Source organism: Streptomyces sp. SAS_281, assembly GCF_052542855.1.
In genome coordinates this window covers 1-14,910 of the sequence record NZ_JBMNDO010000026.1, presented here as the reverse complement: position 1 = coordinate 14,910, position 14,910 = coordinate 1, and the positions used below count along the sequence as shown (strand labels likewise).

The following is a 14,910-nucleotide window of genomic DNA, read 5'->3' as shown; positions in this document are numbered from 1 at the left end:
CCCTTCCGGCCCCGAGGAGCCGTCACCGTGACCATCCATCTCCCGCAGGGCCCGTACGAACCCCGGGCCACCCCGCTCGACCTCACCCCGACGGGGACGCCGCTCGCCTCCCGTACGGTCTTCTCCGCCGCGCATGTCGTCGCCGACCCGTACGCCGACACCACGCCGGACTCCCCGGCCGCCGTCGACTGGGACGCCACCCTCGCCTTCCGCCGCCACCTCTGGTTGCACGGCCTGGGCGTGGCCGAGGCCATGGACACCGCGCAGCGCGGCATGGGCCTGGACTGGGCGGGCGCCGAGGAGCTGATCCGCCGCTCGGCCGCCGAGGCCAGGTCGGTCGGCGGCCGCATCGCGTGCGGCGTCGGCACGGACCAGCTGCCGCCGGGCCCCGCGACGCTCGCCGAGGTGCGTGCCGCGTACGAGGAACAGCTCGCCGTGGTCGAGGAGAGCGGCGCCCAGGCGATCCTGATGGCCTCCCGCGCGCTCGCCGCCGCCGCGAAGGGCCCCCAGGACTACCTGGACACGTACGCCCATCTGCTGCGCCAGGCCACCGAACCGGTCGTCCTGCACTGGCTGGGCCCGATGTTCGACCCGGCGCTCGAAGGCTACTGGGGCTCCACCAACCTCGACCTGGCCACCGACACCTTCCTCCAGGTCATCGCGGAGCACCCGGACAAGGTCGACGGCATCAAGATGTCGCTGCTCGACGCGGACCGCGAGATCGACGTGCGCCGCCGCCTGCCGAGCGGGGTCCGCTGCTACACCGGCGACGACTTCAACTACCCGGAGCTGATCGCGGGCGACGACCGGGGCTTCAGCCACGCGCTGCTCGGCATCTTCGACCCGCTGGGCCCGCTGGCCGCGCACGCGGTACGGGTGCTGGACACGGGTGACACGAAGGGCTTCCGCGAACTGCTGGACCCCACGGTCGAGTTGTCCCGGCACCTCTTCCGGGCACCGACCCGCTTCTACAAGACGGGCGTGGTGTTCCTGGCCTGGCTGGCCGGCCACCAGGACCACTTCACGATGGTGGGCGGCCTCCAGTCGGCCCGCTCGCTGCCGCACCTGGCGAAGGCGTACGAACTCGCCGACGGGCTCGGCCTGTTCCCGGACCCGGACCTCGCGGAGTCCCGGATGCGCGCGCTCCTCACGGTCAACGGAGGCACCCGATGAGCGACGGCCGTCTCTCCCTCAACCAGGAGACCATCAAGCAGTGGTCGCTCCCCGAGCTGGCCGAGGGCTGCGCGAAGGCGGGCATCGACAAGGTGGGCCTCTGGCGGGCCCCGGTGCAGTCGTACGGGGTCGAGGCGACGGCCCGCCTGCTGTCCGACCACGGCCTGTCCGTCACCAGCCTGTGCCGGGGCGGCTTCCTCACCGCCACGGACCCGGCCGAGCGCACCCGCGCCCTGGACGACAACCGCGCCGCGCTCGACGAGGCGGCGGGCGTGGGCACGGACACCCTGGTCCTCGTCTCGGGCGGCCTCCCGGAGGGCAGCAAGGATCTGTACGGCGCCCGCGAACGCATCGCGGACGCCCTGGCCGAGCTGGCCCCGTACGCCGCCGAACGCGGGGTGCGCCTGGCCATCGAGCCCCTGCACCCCATGTTCGCCTCGGACCGCTGCGTGGTCTCGACGCTCTCCCAGGCCCTGGACCTCGCGGAGCGCTTCCCGGCCGACCAGGTGGGCGTGGTCGTGGACACGTACCACCTCTGGTGGGACGACCAGGCCCCCGCCCAGATCGCGCGAGCCGGTGCGTCCGGCCGCATCCACTCCTTCCAGCTCGCGGACTGGATCACCCCGCTCCCGGCGGGCGTCCTGCTGGGCCGGGGCCAACTCGGCGACGGCAGCGTGGACTTCCGCTTCTTCCGGGAGGCGGTGGAGACGACGGGCTTCGACGGCCCCATCGAGGTGGAGATCTTCAACGAGGCGCTGTGGGCGAGGGACGGCGCCGAGGTCCTGGCGGAGGTGGCGTCCCGGTACGCCGAGCACGCCTGCTGAACGCGGTTCGCCCGGGGCCCGCCTGTGCGGTGCGGGTCCCGGGAAACACCGATGAGGTTTTACGGAAGCATCTCGCCCTTGTCGAAGTCTTCGACAAGGGCCGACGTGAGGACGGTGGCGGCCGGCCACCCGCCCTTGTCCGGTCCGCTCACCGGAAGATTCGAGACAGCCCTTGAGCTCGAACGCCCCCTGCACGCGCGGGACCGCGGGCTGCTGACGAGGGTCACGAACCACACACCTTCTGCCTCCTCGTGAGAGCGGATCTCCCGCAAGGCGAGCCCGGCTTCATCAGGGCCGCCGACTGATCGGCCGACTGCTCTGGGCCTCGGCCGCCCTGCCGGGCTCCATCCGTGACCTGACGGCTGCCCGAAGCCACGGGATGGTCGATGCGCTCGCCACCGAGGGACTGAATTGCTGGGCGGACATGGCCTACTAAGTGCCGGTCGGTACATCCGAGTCCCTTTCCGGGGCCGCCGACCGAAGCGAAGCGACGTCACAACAGCAGCCACGCCGAGATCGGGCGCGCCGGCGACAAGCCATGGCCCAGCCGGATCACCGACATTGTCAAGGCCGTACTCGTCCTTCACCCACGCCTCAATATGAGGCGGGAAAGACTCCCTGCCAGGACGAAGGGCTGGCCAGGTGAGCGCGAGGCCCGACTCGAAGCCTTGCGGTGGCTCCACCGCTGCAGCACCCGCCGCCGACATGCCTACCTCGGACAACGACTACCGATCTCCTTAGGAGATCCCTCCACCTCACCTCTTGATCAGTTCTGTGCAACGGGCCGGTCCAGCAGTTTTTAGCCATGGCTACTTTCCAATCCCTGCGTGCCGACAGGCGAGGGCGACGCAACGCAATACTCCCAATTGCCCTGAAGCGTACTTCCTGTACCTGAATTCTCCGCTCATTTCGGGCGAAACGCCTTGCGCCGAGACCAAGGTTTTGCAAAATGCGATCGAAAGTGACCCTTTCTTACTTTCGGGCCGTGATCATGTGCAAGGCATTCAATCAACTCACATGAAACCTTGGGGGGGGATCACGATGAGATCCGAACGCCTGCGCGGGCTGTATCAGGCCGGTCGCCGCGGAGGGGTGGTCGCACTTGGTGCCGTCTCCGTGCTGGGGATCATTACTGCCCCAGCTTCGGCAGACAGCTGGACCGGACACCTGACCGGCGCCGGGCCCGGATACGAATCCCACCGATGGGGGGACGACGGCGGCCGAACAAACATCAAGTTCACAGGCTGCAAGGACGACTGGAACAACGAACGCGTCGCTGTTCAGCTATTCAAAGACACATTCGGACCGGACCCCTACTACTCGTCACAGAACTTTTCTGAGTGCTTCAAGGGGAGTACTTCGACGTCCTCCGGGTGGTGGGAGGATCACGGGTCCGGCTCCTACTACTTCGACGTCAACGGTGCACTGGTTGGGGTGCACGTGTCGGTCGCTTCCATCACGGTAAATTACTGAGCAATCCCTCCTCCCTGCAAGGCTCCGAGAATTATCGACGCCCCGTGGGGAGGGTTACCGTTTATTCGCAAGGTGTTCACCGTGCCATTGAAGTTTAATTCCGTCACATTTCGCTACGGGCGTCGACTCCGCCCCGTTCTCAGCAACCTGGACCTAGAATTCTCCACCGGTCATACCGTTCTCCTCGGCCCCAACGGTGCGGGAAAAAGCACACTCCTGGCCCTCGGGGCAAGCGGTGCGACTCCCACGTCGGGGAGCGTGTGCTACGAGGGGCTCGATCCCGCTGACCGCAGAGATGTCGCGGCCTACCGCAGCCGAGTGTCTTGGCTGCCGCAGCGTTCCGGCTTCCTTCCCGGCATGACATGCAGGGAACATGTGGCCTATGTCGGCTGGCTCAAAGGGCTGAAGGAGTCCGAGGCGTGGGGTGCGGCGGCGGCGGCCATCGAGCGCGTCGGTCTCACCGAGAAGATGAACATGAAGGTCAAGTCTTTGTCTGGGGGGCAACAACAGCGCATCGCCATTGCTCAGGCCATCGCTCACAGTGCTGAACTGCTCCTTCTCGATGAACCCACCGTCGGCCTGGACCCGAATCAACGGCGCCGGTTCCTTGACCTGCTTTCATCGCTGCGCGGCTCAGCGCATGTAATCGTTTCCACTCATGACATCGGCGACCTCGACGATATGTTCGACGAGGTCGTGGTTCTTGAAGCCGGCCAACCACGGTTCCGAGGCAGCGTGGACGCGTTCGCCGAGCACGCTGCGGTTGACAGTGCCCCGGAGCGACGCCTGGAAAGCGCATACGCCTCCCTCCTGGAGGCTGCAGAATGATCACTTGGGCAACGGTTCGCGCCTCGTCCGCGCCTTGGCTCGTCCTCCCGATAATGATCTACGCCTATCTGTATATCGATGACGCGACGTTCACAGATCCCTCGATGTACGGAGTCGAGTCCGGTGAACTCGCCTCGCACGCCCTTGCCATCGTCGTTCCCGGGGTGGCCGCCTGTGCCGCGTGGGAAGCGGGTCGACACCGTCTGTTGGGACCCCTCGCCCGAACGGGCCGGCGCGGCGCGCTGCGACAGTTCCTGCACGCCGCTACGCCTGTACTGCTCCTCACGCTTGTTCTGGTTGCAGGGGCCATGCTCATGGCGCGCCGCGCGGTTGGTGTCTGGCCCTCCGGCGCCGGATGGCTGGCTGTCACCCACCTGGTCGTGCTGTGCATCGGCTGGACAATCTGCGGCTGGAGCCTGGGCTTGCTCATGCCCAGGAGTATCGCGGCCCCGCTTTGCGGCATCGGCTGCTGGGCGTGGCTCGCTACAACCCACGCGATGGCCGCGCCGTGGATACGTCACCTGGGGGGATTCATCGACGGAAACTCGACCGTCAATGATCTGCTGGACCCAGCCGTATATTTCGTCCCGTGGGGCGTTGCCGCTGGTTTCGCGCTGTCGCTGTCGGTGTTGGCCCGCATGCGGCCACGAGGCTGGGCGGCTCTTATTGCCCTTGCTCTCCTTGCAGGTACCCTCATCATCGGTCGATCGGCCGTGGTCGGCTGGGGTTACGGGAATCCGCATCACCCCCGTCACGTCGCGCTGACCTGTAGGGGAACGAAACCACGGGTGTGCGTACCACCGGAATACGCGCCCTACGCCACCTGGCTCAGACGAAGGGCTATAGGCCCCATTGCGAAACTGTACAAGGCGGGGATTCCGACCCCGCAGGAACTGCGAATCACATCTGAGGATCTCCCGCTGAGCCCAGGAGTCTGGCCATTGCGCTGGTCGCTTCCACTGCGCGGTGGCGACGAAGGATCAAGTGAATTCGCTGCCAACATGGCAGAGTCTGCGGTCACTGGCACAGCGGTGCGCGCAGGAGTGAAGGATTGCAGACAACAAGGCTCAACGGCTGCAGCCTGGGCTGCCCTTGTGGCAGGAGTTACAGAGGACGACATGCAGGAAATGATGTCGCCATCCGACTGGGCCGCACTCCAGAAGATTCGCAGCCTTTCCGCCTCGGAACAGGTCGACTGGTTCACCCGCGCGGCTGTCAGCCAGCGACACTGCGCCGAAGGCGTCTCATGACTCGCTACGCGGTCATCGTCAGGCGGTGGTGGGCTGTTCCTGCCGCGCTCGTGATCGTCATCGCTGTCTGCTTGGCGGTCGGCGCCAACGAAATCCCCGTTCCGACCTTGTCCGGCGGTATGGGGAGCGCCCAGCTTGCATACTTCACACCAGTACTGGTGGTTGTGGCTCTGATGTACTGCCTGGACCGCCGTCTATCTGACGTCGAAGCCGTCGCGGTGATTTCCGTCAAGCGGCTCGATGAATATTCGGTGGTTCTAACAGTTCTGCTGGCCCACGCTGCTGGACTGGCAGTGGGTCTGAACTTCGCGCGCAATACGATGCTGATCCTGGCCTTGGCGCTCCTCGCCCGGCGGTTCGCCAATGAGGCTGCAGCGGCAGGAGTAAGTCTGCTCTTTCTTATCGCGAACGTGCTCCTCGGGCGAGGTCTCGACCCGGACGGAAAAGTCATCCACACCTGGTGGGCGATAGCCCTTTATCCGACGGGAAGTCTGATTGCCTGGCTCGCCGCTTGCGCCGTATTGCTCCTGGCGCTTCTACTGGATTTCAGCAAAACAGCCGCGCGCCACTATTGAGATTTTTCAGCTTCGCCGCTCCAGGGCGAGGATGACCTTGGCGACTGACGCCATGCGGTTGGGGGCTGCAGCGGGATCTGCGGAAGTTCTGCCAGGACTTCAGGCAGGCGACGCCGCGTTCAAGGATGCCGGCGCTGTGGTCAGGGTTCGGTTGCGGGTCTTCTCTGTGACGGCGAGTTCCCGCAGGGGTCTGCGTTTGATGCCGGTGGTCAGCCATGACGACCCACTCCACGAGTGCGTGCGCAGGTCGAGCGCGGAAGGACGTGTGGCCAACGAGGCTCCTGAGCAAAGTGATTGAGACGTCAGACCTCTCGATCAACCGCCCAGGGGCCTCGCTCGTTGTGCTTCCCGGCCCGTCACCCGATCGGTGACCAACTCGAAGAAGCTCATTGATCAGGATCGCGCCGGGCATCTACCCGAGTCGGCCGCCCTTGATCGCGGTGACGAAGGATGCCCAGCCGTCGGTGGAGAACACGACGGCGGGCCCGTCGGTGGCCTTGCTGTCACGGACGGGGACGGACGCGTGGCCGCGCGCGGCTTCGAGGCAGTCACCGTTGTTGCCACCGCTGTAGCTGGACTTGAACCATCCGGTCAGGGACCGTGAGTCAGCGTAGGGGCGGGTGCTGCTGTCCATTTTCGTGCTCCTCTGCGATGGCCCGGATGAGGTCGATCGAAGCCCGTTGGGGCGCCGCATCACCCAGGGCGAGAGTGTAGGACTCCTGGCAGGCGGCCACCAACGCCGGATCATCCATCAGATTTCCTGTCTGAAGTCCCTCTACGTACGCGAGTGGAGGGCCGTCCGCGAAGTCGAGCATGTAGAGCGCGCTCTCCATGAGCGCGTGGGCCCCTACGGCAAAGGGCAGTACGTGCAGACGCAGTCGCCCGGAGGCCGCCATGTCCGCGATCTTGTGCAATTGCTCCGCCATGACCTGCGGGCCACCGACACGCCGTCGGAGAGCCGCTTCGTCGAGCAGCGCCCAGACGACCGGACGCGTCGACTCCGCGAGCATCCGGCCACGTTCCAGGCGGTTGACGACGAACGTGTCAAGCTCGTCCGGCTGGTAGTTGGTTCTGTACGCCTCGAAGACGGCGCGGGCGTACGGGCCGGTCTGGAGGAGCCCGGGGATGAGCGACAAGCCGTACAGGCGCACCTCGGTGGCCTGCCGCTCCAACTCGGCCACGAGTGCGAAGTACTGGACGAACTTCGAGTCCAGGTCCTCAAGCCACCGTACGAAGAACCCGCCCGTGTCCAACGCCCGGTCGATCCTCGCCGCGTCCTCCGGGCTCGGCAGCCGCCGCCCCGCCTCGTAGTGGCTGATCAGCGTGGGCGAGCAGACCACCATCTCGCTCAACGCCTCCTGTGTCAGGTTCGCCGCGACGCGTCGCAGCCGCAGCTCCGCGCCGTACTTCTGCCGTGGTGAACGCGGCACCCGCTTCATATCCATGCGGCTCAACTCCCCGTCTTGACGTGCCCGCTGTCATCCCCGACCCCCTGGCAGCGTAGCGACGCGTAACCCCACTCTGTGATGGGTTCGCTACAGAACGCAGACCCCCGGAAGGAAGCAGGCAGACGTGAAGGAAAACGAAGCGCAGACGATCAGGCTGCTGCCGTGGGAGGGCCAGGGCGGCAAGCCCTGCTACGTCCTCGGAGACGGCAACGGCTACGTCTCGCGGATGGCCGACGACATCGAGAGCGTCCAACTGGGCATGGCTGACGACCTCTTGGGCCACGCGGCCGACCTGCTCGCGGACCGCCAGGTCACCAGCCCGGAACTGCACTTCCTGGCGAGCCGCCTGACCGAGTCCCTGCGGGACGTACGGCGCGTGGCGGAGAGCCGGGGCTCGCGTGTGACGGGGCCGACGCGCTCAGCGCACGGCTGACCCGGCCACCTGCTCGTACGCTTCGCGGGCGCCCTCCACCTCCGGGAGATGCGCGGCGGCCCAGGCGCAGCAGGCCGCCATGGGGGCGAGCAGCGAGCGGCCGAGGGGGGAGAGCGCGTAGTCGACGCGGGGCGGGATGCCCTCGCCGACCGTACGGGTGATCAGGCCGTCCCGCTCCATGGAGCGGAGGGTCTCGGTGAGGACCTTCGGGGTGATGCCGCGCAGGGGCACCGCCAGTTCGGAGAAGCGCCGGGGGCCGTCCTCCAGGCACCGGACGATCTTCGCGGTCCACTTGCCGCCCAGCCGGAACGGCGATTCGGTGTGGTCGCAGCCGGTGAACATCTCGGCGTCCAGTGGTTGGCTCACGCTGTCGAGCGTACGTAACTATCGTTGCGGAAACCATGGGGTGCCGGTCTAGCGTCGCGGCGACGGCCCACGGACGACGTGGGCCCTGGCGGGGGGACAACCCATGAGCAGGATCGTTGTGTTCGGAGCTGGTGGACGTGCGGGGCGGCGGGCGGTCACGGAGGCCGTGGAGCGGGGGCACCGGGTGACGGCCGTGGTGCGGGACCCCGCCGCATACCAAGGGTTCGCCCGACCCGGGGTGGACGTGGTCGCCGGGGACGTGACCGACGCGGAGAGCGTGGCGGCGGTGGCGGAGGGCCATGACGCGGCGATCGGCGCGGCGGCGCGGATGGACATGCCGTCGGCCGAGTTCTTCGCGGGTGCGGCGCACGCGCTGCTGACCGGGCTGGAGCGGGCCGGCGTGACCCGGCTGGTGCTGGTCGGGATCGGTACGACGCTGGAGGCGGCGCCGGGCGTCATGCTCCACGACACCCCCGGATTCCCGGCGGACGCCCGGACCTTCTCGCTCGGCCACGCGGCGGAACTGGACATACTGCGCGCCGCCGAAACCACCATCGACTGGCTGGTGCTCGCCCCGCCGCCGGTCTTCCTGGACGACCGGGCCGACCGCACCGGCCACTACCGGACGGGCGGCAGCGAACTGCTGCCCGACGCCGGCTTTTTCTCGTACGCGGACCTGGCGGTCGCCCTGATCGACGAGATCGAGACCCCGAGGCACAGCCGTTCGCTGACCGCTGTGGCCTCCTGACCGATCCGCGAAGTCAGGTGTAGTGGTAACGGGCCTGCACGACGATGAGCTCCGACTCCGTCGGCTTGTACACGAGACGGTGCTCGTCGTCGATGCGCCGCGACCAGTAGCCGCTCAGGTCGCCCCGCAGCGGCTCCGGTTTGCCGATGCCGTTGAAGGGGTCTCGGATGGTGTCGGCGATCAGTTTGTTGATGCGACGCGTCATGCGCCGGTCGCTCTCCGACCAGAAGGTGTAGTCGTCCCAACCACGCGTGGTGAACGCGAGTTTCACGCGCGACCCTCGCCGTCGTCGTCCGGCACGTCCGCCAGTTCGCGGTACTCGGTCCCGCCCGCCTCGGCTTCCGCGATGGAGTCGAGCAGTCGACGCGCGTTGGCGGGGGTGCGCAGCAGGTAGATCGTCTCCTGCCACGAGGTGAAGTCCTGCTCGGACATGAGGACCGCGTTGCCCTTGCGCGAGGTGATGTGCACGGGGGCATGGTCCTCGTTGACCTGCTCGATCAGCGGGAAAAGGTGCTTTCGGGCTTCGCTTGCCGTTATCGACATCTCGGAACCTCTTCTGCCGCGACCGACTGGTACTGCTTATGGTACCAGTCGGGACCCTCGCTCGCGCTGGGAGCCGTGCTGTCGCACCCGCCCGATACCGTCGCCCCATGGCCACCACCGCGTCCCACACCCCCAACCTGGCCGTCCTCGAAGGCGTGCTGGAGAGGATCACGTACGCCAACGAGGAGAACGGGTACACCGTCGCCCGCGTCGACACCGGGCGGGGGGCCAACGATCTGCTCACCGTCGTCGGGGCGTTGCTCGGGGCGCAGCCCGGGGAGTCCTTGCGGATGGAGGGGCGTTGGGGGTCCCACTCGCAGTACGGCAAGCAGTTCCACGTGGAGAACTACCGGACCGTCCTCCCCGCCACCATCCAGGGCATCCGGCGCTACCTCGGCTCCGGGCTGATCAAGGGCATCGGGCCGGTCATGGCCGACCGGATCACCACCCACTTCGGGGTCGACACGCTCGACGTCATCGAGCGCGAGCCCAAGCGGCTCATCGAGGTCCCCGGGCTGGGCCCCAAGCGGACGAAGATGATCGCCGCCGCCTGGGAGGAGCAGAAGGCCATCAAGGAGGTCATGGTCTTCCTCCAGGGCGTCGGCGTCTCGACGTCCATCGCGGTGCGGATCTACAAGAAGTACGAGGACGCCTCGATCTCCGTCGTGAAGAACCAGCCCTACCGGCTGGCCGCCGACGTCTGGGGCATCGGCTTCCTCACCGCCGACAGGATCGCCCAGGCCGTGGGCATCCCGCACGACAGCCCGGAGCGGGTGAAGGCGGGGTTGCAGTACGCGCTGTCGCAGTCCACCGACCAGGGGCACTGCTTCCTGCCCGAGGAGCGGCTGATCGCGGACGCGGTGAAGCTGCTCCAGGTGGACACCGGGCTCGTCATCGAGTGCCTGGCGGAGCTGGCCGAGGAACCGGAGGGCGTCGTACGGGAGAAGGTGCCGTCACCCGAGGGCGGCGAGCCGGTCACGGCGGTGTACCTGGTGCCGTTCCACCGGGCGGAGATCTCGTTCGCCGGGCAGGTGCGGCGGCTGCTGCGGACGCCGGAGGAGCGGATGCCGGCCTTCGCGGACGTGGACTGGGAGAAGGCGCTGAAGTGGCTCGGGGGCCGGACCGGGGCCACGCTGGCCCCCGAGCAGGAGGCCGCGGTGCGGCTCGCGCTCACCCGGAAGGTCGCCGTGCTGACGGGCGGCCCCGGTTGCGGCAAGTCGTTCACGGTCCGGTCCATCGTGGAGCTGGCCCGGGCCAAGAAGGCGAAAGTGGTGCTGGCCGCGCCGACCGGGCGGGCCGCCAAGCGGCTGTCCGAGCTGACCGGTGCCGAGGCGTCCACCGTGCACCGTCTCCTCGAACTGAAGCCGGGCGGCGACGCGGCGTACGACAAGGACCGCCCGCTCGACGCCGATCTGGTCGTCGTGGACGAGGCGTCGATGCTCGATCTGCTGCTCGCCAACAAGCTCGTGAAGGCGGTGGCACCGGGTGCCCACCTGCTGCTCGTCGGCGATGTGGACCAGCTGCCGTCGGTGGGGGCGGGGGAGGTGCTGCGGGACCTCCTGGCCGAGGGCGGCCCCGTGCCCGCGGTCCGGCTGACCACGATTTTCCGCCAGGCCCAGCAGTCGGGCGTCGTCACCAACGCGCACCGCATCAATTCCGGCGTACCGCCCCTGACTCAGGGGCTCAGTGACTTCTTCCTCTTCGTGGAGGACGAGACGGAGGACGCCGGGGTGCTCGCGGTGGACGTCGCGTCCCGCCGCATTCCGGCCAAGTTCGGGCTGAACCCGCGCCGGGACGTCCAGGTGCTCGCCCCCATGCACCGGGGCCCGGCCGGGGCAGGGCACCTCAACGGACTGCTCCAGCAGGCGATCACCCCGGGCCGGCCGGGCGTGCCCGAGAAGCGGTTCGGCGGCCGGGTCTTCCGCGTGGGGGACAAGGTCACGCAGATCCGCAACAACTACGACAAGGGGGAGAACGGGGTCTTCAACGGCACCGTGGGCGTCGTCACCGGCCTTGACCTGGACGAACAGCGGCTGACGGTCCTCACCGACGAGGACGAGGAGATCGGCTACGACTTCGACGAGCTGGACGAGCTGGCCCACGCGTACGCCATGACGATCCACCGTTCGCAGGGCAGCGAGTACCCCGCCGTCGTCATTCCGGTGACGAAGAGCGCCTGGATGATGCTCCAGCGGAACCTGCTCTACACCGCCGTGACCCGGGCCAAGAAGCTCGTCGTCCTGGTCGGCTCGCGGCAGGCGATCGGCCAGGCGGTCCGCACGGTTTCCGCAGGCAGGCGCTGTACGGCGCTGGATCACCGGCTCCGCGGAGGCGGCGACGGAGGATCGTCGGTAAAAATGATCGATCAAAACGGTGGGAAACATCACGGAGGTCTTCCGGAACCGCAGTCAAGGGGGCAGGATGGCTAAGTTCGCGGCACTCAGTGCCGCGAGTAGGTCCAATGGACGACCCCGAGTGCACTCTCCTGAGCCAAATGGGGGAGGGTGGAGACAGTCAGGGAACCTCGAAGAAGAGGCACTACGTCGGTGAGGGATGACGTGAGCGAGCACACCAACAACGCTGTGGTACTGCGGTACGGCGATGGCGAGTACACCTACCCGGTGATCGACAGCACCGTCGGCGACAAGGGCTTCGACATCGGGAAGCTCCGGGCGAACACCGGCCTGGTGACGCTGGACAGCGGATACGGCAACACCGCTGCCTATAAATCGGCCATCACCTACCTCGACGGCGAGCAGGGCATCCTGCGCTACCGCGGCTACCCGATCGAGCAGCTCGCGGAGCGTTCGACCTTCCTCGAGGTCGCGTACACGCTGATCAACGGTGAGCTTCCCAAGGTCGACGAGCTTTCGACCTTCAAGAACGAGATCACCCAGCACACGCTGCTGCACGAGGACGTCAAGCGGTTCTTCGACGGCTTCCCGCGCGACGCCCACCCGATGGCCATGCTGTCCTCGGTCGTCAGCGCGCTGTCCACGTTCTACCAGGACAGCCACAACCCGTTCGACGAGGAGCAGCGCCACCTCTCCACGATCCGGCTGCTCGCCAAGCTCCCGACCATCGCCGCGTACGCGTACAAGAAGTCGATCGGTCACCCGTTCGTCTACCCGCGCAACGACCTGGGCTACGTCGAGAACTTCCTGCGCATGACCTTCTCGGTCCCGGCCCAGGAGTACGAGCTGGACCCGGTCGTCGTCTCGGCGCTCGACAAGCTGCTCATCCTGCACGCGGACCACGAGCAGAACTGCTCGACCTCCACCGTCCGCCTGGTCGGCTCCTCGCAGGCGAACATGTTCGCCTCGATCTCGGCCGGCATCTCGGCGCTGTGGGGCCCCCTGCACGGCGGCGCCAACCAGTCCGTCCTGGAGATGCTGGAAGGCATCCAGGCCAACGGCGGCGACGTCGACTCCTTCATCCGCAAGGTGAAGAACAAGGAGGACGGCGTCCGCCTGATGGGCTTCGGCCACCGGGTGTACAAGTCCTTCGACCCGCGCGCCAAGATCATCAAGGCCGCCGCGCACGACGTGCTGTCCGCCCTCGGCAAGTCCGACGAGCTGCTGGACATCGCGCTCAAGCTGGAGGAGCACGCGCTCTCCGACGAGTACTTCGTCTCGCGCAACCTCTACCCGAACGTGGACTTCTACACGGGCCTCATCTACCGCGCGATGGGCTTCCCGACCGAGATGTTCACCGTGCTCTTCGCGCTCGGCCGGCTCCCCGGCTGGATCGCCCAGTGGCACGAGATGATCAAGGAGCCGGGCTCCCGCATCGGCCGCCCGCGCCAGATCTACACCGGCGAGGTCCTGCGCGACTTCGTCCCGGTCGAGGGCCGCTGAACGCCCCATCCCGCTTCACCCCGGCCCTGACTGACGCCGGATCCCCGCGCCCCCGTCCGCCGCGCCCTCGCCCCGAGCGACGCGGCGGGCGGGGGCGTGTGGTGTTCCGGGGGAGTGCGTGGGGGTGTACGCCGGGCGCGCGCGCCGGTCCGGGAGCGCTCCCGTGCAAGAGAGAAGCGCCTCGCCATCGATCCCCCCACGGGCCGACAGCGAGGCGCTTCCCATGTCCCGGAGCGGATTCCCCCCACGGGATCCGGCCGGGCGTTCAGTGGGAGCCGTAGCTCCTGGGCTGTGCCTCGGTACTGCTTGTCCTGCTCACACGCTGTGGTCTGCCGGGGTACGTACCGACGGGAGGGCCGCTCAAAGCTCCCCGGTGTACGTGCCCCGGCCCACTCTTGCCCGGAGCATCCCCCAAGATGCTCCGCAGGACGTCCCCCAAGACATCCTTGGCATCGCACTCTAAGACTTACGAACGCATCGAATGGTTACCCTGAAACCGATGTGATCTGGATCTCATTGTGGAAATTACGTGAAGGAGCGCAGGCGCAGGCTGTTCGTCACGACGAAGACCGATGAGAAGGCCATCGCCGCTCCGGCAATCATAGGGTTGAGCAGCCCAAATGCCGCAAGGGGTAGGGCGGCCACGTTGTAGCCGAATGCCCAGCAGAGGTTGCCCCTGATGGTGGTGAGGGTGCGCCGGGAGAGGCGGATGGCGTCTGCTGTCACCTTGAGATCTCCACGAACCAGGGTCAGATCACTCGCTTCGATTGCCGCGTCCGTGCCCGTGCCCATGGCCAGGCCCAGGTCGGCGGTGGCCAGCGCGGCGGCGTCGTTGACCCCGTCGCCGACCATGGCGACGACCCGCCCGCGCTCCTGGAGACCCCGGATGACGTGCGCTTTCTCCTCCGGCAGCACCTCGGCGCGGACCTCCTCGATCCCGACCTCGCGAGCCACGGACTCCGCCACGGCGCGGTTGTCACCGGTCAGCAGGATCGGTGTGAGGCCGAGATTCCGGAGCGCTGCGACGGCCTCCGCACTGGTGTCCTTGACCGCGTCGGCGACTTCCAGGACCGCCCGCGCCTCACCGTCCCAGCCGACCGCGACGGCCGTACGCCCTTGAGCGGCGGCGTCCGTGACGGCGGCGGCCAAGGCGTCGGGAAGGGTGAACCCGGCCTCGGTGAGCAGCCGGGGGCGGCCGACGAGGACCGCGTGGCCGTCGACCACGCCCTGCACGCCGAGTCCGGGGACGTTGGTGAAGTCCTCCGGGGTGGGGAGGGTGCCGGTGCGTTCGGTGGCTCCGGTGGCCACTGCCTGGGCGATGGGGTGTTCGGAGGCGTGTTCCAGGGCGCCGGCGAGGCGGAGGGTGTCGGTTTCGGTGGTTCCGGGGGTGGT

The 14,910-nt window shown here is 67.6% G+C and carries 16 protein-coding genes and 1 pseudogene; 10 read left to right on the top strand and 7 right to left on the bottom strand.

Going from position 1 to position 14,910, the window contains the following annotated elements:
* Positions 1 to 27 precede the first annotated feature (27 nt).
* From ACN6LM_RS12525 to ACN6LM_RS12500, 6 genes are all read left to right on the top strand, one after another.
* Positions 28 to 1,173: a dihydrodipicolinate synthase family protein gene (locus ACN6LM_RS12525; protein WP_445065406.1), complete on the top strand. Its 1,146-nt coding sequence runs from the start codon at positions 28 to 30 to the stop codon at positions 1,171 to 1,173.
* Positions 1,170 to 1,997: a sugar phosphate isomerase/epimerase family protein gene (locus ACN6LM_RS12520; protein WP_445065405.1), complete on the top strand. Its 828-nt coding sequence runs from the start codon at positions 1,170 to 1,172 to the stop codon at positions 1,995 to 1,997. Before ACN6LM_RS12525 ends, ACN6LM_RS12520 begins: the two co-directional genes overlap by 4 nt.
* A 1,041-nt stretch (positions 1,998 to 3,038) precedes the next feature.
* Positions 3,039 to 3,470, top strand: coding sequence for a hypothetical protein (locus ACN6LM_RS12515; protein WP_445065404.1), 432 nt, complete (start codon positions 3,039 to 3,041; stop codon positions 3,468 to 3,470).
* A gap of 72 nt (positions 3,471 to 3,542) precedes the next feature.
* A complete protein-coding gene (locus ACN6LM_RS12510; protein WP_445065403.1) occupies positions 3,543 to 4,298 on the top strand; it encodes an ABC transporter ATP-binding protein in 756 nt (251 codons plus the stop codon).
* A 53-nt stretch (positions 4,299 to 4,351) separates the two neighbouring features.
* On the top strand, positions 4,352 to 5,548 hold the full coding sequence (locus tag ACN6LM_RS12505) for a DUF7224 domain-containing protein (RefSeq protein WP_445065402.1): 1,197 nt from the start codon (positions 4,352 to 4,354) through the stop codon (positions 5,546 to 5,548).
* On the top strand, positions 5,545 to 6,123 hold the full coding sequence (locus ACN6LM_RS12500; RefSeq protein WP_445065401.1) for a hypothetical protein: 579 nt from the start codon (positions 5,545 to 5,547) through the stop codon (positions 6,121 to 6,123). Before ACN6LM_RS12505 ends, ACN6LM_RS12500 begins: the two co-directional genes overlap by 4 nt.
* 6 nt (positions 6,124 to 6,129) lie before the next feature.
* Here ACN6LM_RS12500 and ACN6LM_RS12495 read toward each other — a convergent pair.
* From ACN6LM_RS12495 to ACN6LM_RS12485, 3 genes and pseudogenes are all read right to left on the bottom strand, one after another.
* A pseudogene (locus ACN6LM_RS12495) lies at positions 6,130 to 6,339 on the bottom strand (IS5/IS1182 family transposase); the annotation flags it as partial.
* A 196-nt stretch (positions 6,340 to 6,535) separates the two neighbouring features.
* A complete protein-coding gene (locus ACN6LM_RS12490) occupies positions 6,536 to 6,757 on the bottom strand; it encodes a DUF397 domain-containing protein (RefSeq protein ID WP_445065400.1) in 222 nt (73 codons plus the stop codon).
* Positions 6,729 to 7,568, bottom strand: coding sequence for a helix-turn-helix domain-containing protein (locus tag ACN6LM_RS12485; RefSeq protein WP_445065399.1), 840 nt, complete (start codon positions 7,566 to 7,568; stop codon positions 6,729 to 6,731). Before ACN6LM_RS12485 ends, ACN6LM_RS12490 begins: the two co-directional genes overlap by 29 nt.
* Positions 7,569 to 7,695: 127 nt before the next feature.
* Here ACN6LM_RS12485 and ACN6LM_RS12480 point away from each other — a divergent pair, with 127 nt between their 5' ends.
* Positions 7,696 to 8,004 carry a hypothetical protein gene (locus ACN6LM_RS12480; protein ID WP_445065398.1) on the top strand — a complete coding sequence of 103 codons (309 nt, stop codon included), beginning with the start codon at positions 7,696 to 7,698 and terminating at the stop codon, positions 8,002 to 8,004.
* Here ACN6LM_RS12480 and ACN6LM_RS12475 read toward each other — a convergent pair.
* Positions 7,990 to 8,346, bottom strand: a complete 357-nt coding sequence (locus ACN6LM_RS12475; protein WP_445065461.1) for a winged helix-turn-helix transcriptional regulator — start codon at positions 8,344 to 8,346, stop codon at positions 7,990 to 7,992. The two genes, ACN6LM_RS12480 and ACN6LM_RS12475, sit on opposite strands and share 15 nt — an antisense overlap.
* Before the next feature lie 127 nt (positions 8,347 to 8,473).
* Here ACN6LM_RS12475 and ACN6LM_RS12470 point away from each other — a divergent pair, with 127 nt between their 5' ends.
* Positions 8,474 to 9,118 carry an NAD(P)-dependent oxidoreductase gene (locus tag ACN6LM_RS12470; RefSeq protein WP_445065397.1) on the top strand — a complete coding sequence of 215 codons (645 nt, stop codon included), beginning with the start codon at positions 8,474 to 8,476 and terminating at the stop codon, positions 9,116 to 9,118.
* A gap of 13 nt (positions 9,119 to 9,131) precedes the next feature.
* Here the strand turns inward: ACN6LM_RS12470 and ACN6LM_RS12465 are convergent, their stop codons facing one another.
* Both ACN6LM_RS12465 and ACN6LM_RS12460 read right to left on the bottom strand, forming a co-directional pair.
* Positions 9,132 to 9,389 carry a Txe/YoeB family addiction module toxin gene (locus ACN6LM_RS12465; protein ID WP_365681545.1) on the bottom strand — a complete coding sequence of 86 codons (258 nt, stop codon included), beginning with the start codon at positions 9,387 to 9,389 and terminating at the stop codon, positions 9,132 to 9,134.
* Positions 9,386 to 9,661: a type II toxin-antitoxin system Phd/YefM family antitoxin gene (locus ACN6LM_RS12460; protein ID WP_445065396.1), complete on the bottom strand. Its 276-nt coding sequence runs from the start codon at positions 9,659 to 9,661 to the stop codon at positions 9,386 to 9,388. Before ACN6LM_RS12460 ends, ACN6LM_RS12465 begins: the two co-directional genes overlap by 4 nt.
* A gap of 107 nt (positions 9,662 to 9,768) precedes the next feature.
* Here ACN6LM_RS12460 and recD2 point away from each other — a divergent pair, with 107 nt between their 5' ends.
* Both recD2 and ACN6LM_RS12450 read left to right on the top strand, forming a co-directional pair.
* Positions 9,769 to 12,090 (top strand): SF1B family DNA helicase RecD2, encoded by a 2,322-nt coding sequence (recD2, locus tag ACN6LM_RS12455; protein WP_445065395.1) that lies wholly within the window; start codon positions 9,769 to 9,771, stop codon positions 12,088 to 12,090.
* Between the two features lie 129 nt (positions 12,091 to 12,219).
* On the top strand, positions 12,220 to 13,518 hold the full coding sequence (locus tag ACN6LM_RS12450) for a citrate synthase (protein ID WP_018518088.1): 1,299 nt from the start codon (positions 12,220 to 12,222) through the stop codon (positions 13,516 to 13,518).
* 525 nt (positions 13,519 to 14,043) lie between these two features.
* Here ACN6LM_RS12450 and ACN6LM_RS12445 read toward each other — a convergent pair.
* Positions 14,044 to 14,910, bottom strand: an 867-nt coding sequence (locus ACN6LM_RS12445) for a heavy metal translocating P-type ATPase (protein WP_445065394.1), incomplete at its 5' end; no start/stop codon positions are given.

Bases quoted from the DNA above. Each gene is read 5' to 3' on its own strand.
- ACN6LM_RS12520 (WP_445065405.1), top strand. From the start codon at position 1,170: ATGAGCGACGGCCGTCTCTCCCTCAACCAGGAGACCATCAAGCAGTGG.
- ACN6LM_RS12515 (WP_445065404.1), top strand. From the start codon at position 3,039: ATGAGATCCGAACGCCTGCGCGGGCTGTATCAGGCCGGTCGCCGCGGA.
- ACN6LM_RS12505 (WP_445065402.1), top strand. From the start codon at position 4,352: ATGATCTACGCCTATCTGTATATCGATGACGCGACGTTCACAGATCCC.
- ACN6LM_RS12500 (WP_445065401.1), top strand. From the start codon at position 5,545: ATGACTCGCTACGCGGTCATCGTCAGGCGGTGGTGGGCTGTTCCTGCC.
- ACN6LM_RS12490 (WP_445065400.1), bottom strand. From the start codon at position 6,757: ATGGACAGCAGCACCCGCCCCTACGCTGACTCACGGTCCCTGACCGGA.
- ACN6LM_RS12485 (WP_445065399.1), bottom strand. From the start codon at position 7,568: ATGGATATGAAGCGGGTGCCGCGTTCACCACGGCAGAAGTACGGCGCG.
- ACN6LM_RS12475 (WP_445065461.1), bottom strand. From the start codon at position 8,346: ATGTTCACCGGCTGCGACCACACCGAATCGCCGTTCCGGCTGGGCGGC.
- ACN6LM_RS12470 (WP_445065397.1), top strand. From the start codon at position 8,474: ATGAGCAGGATCGTTGTGTTCGGAGCTGGTGGACGTGCGGGGCGGCGG.
- ACN6LM_RS12460 (WP_445065396.1), bottom strand. From the start codon at position 9,661: ATGTCGATAACGGCAAGCGAAGCCCGAAAGCACCTTTTCCCGCTGATC.
- recD2 (WP_445065395.1), top strand. From the start codon at position 9,769: ATGGCCACCACCGCGTCCCACACCCCCAACCTGGCCGTCCTCGAAGGC.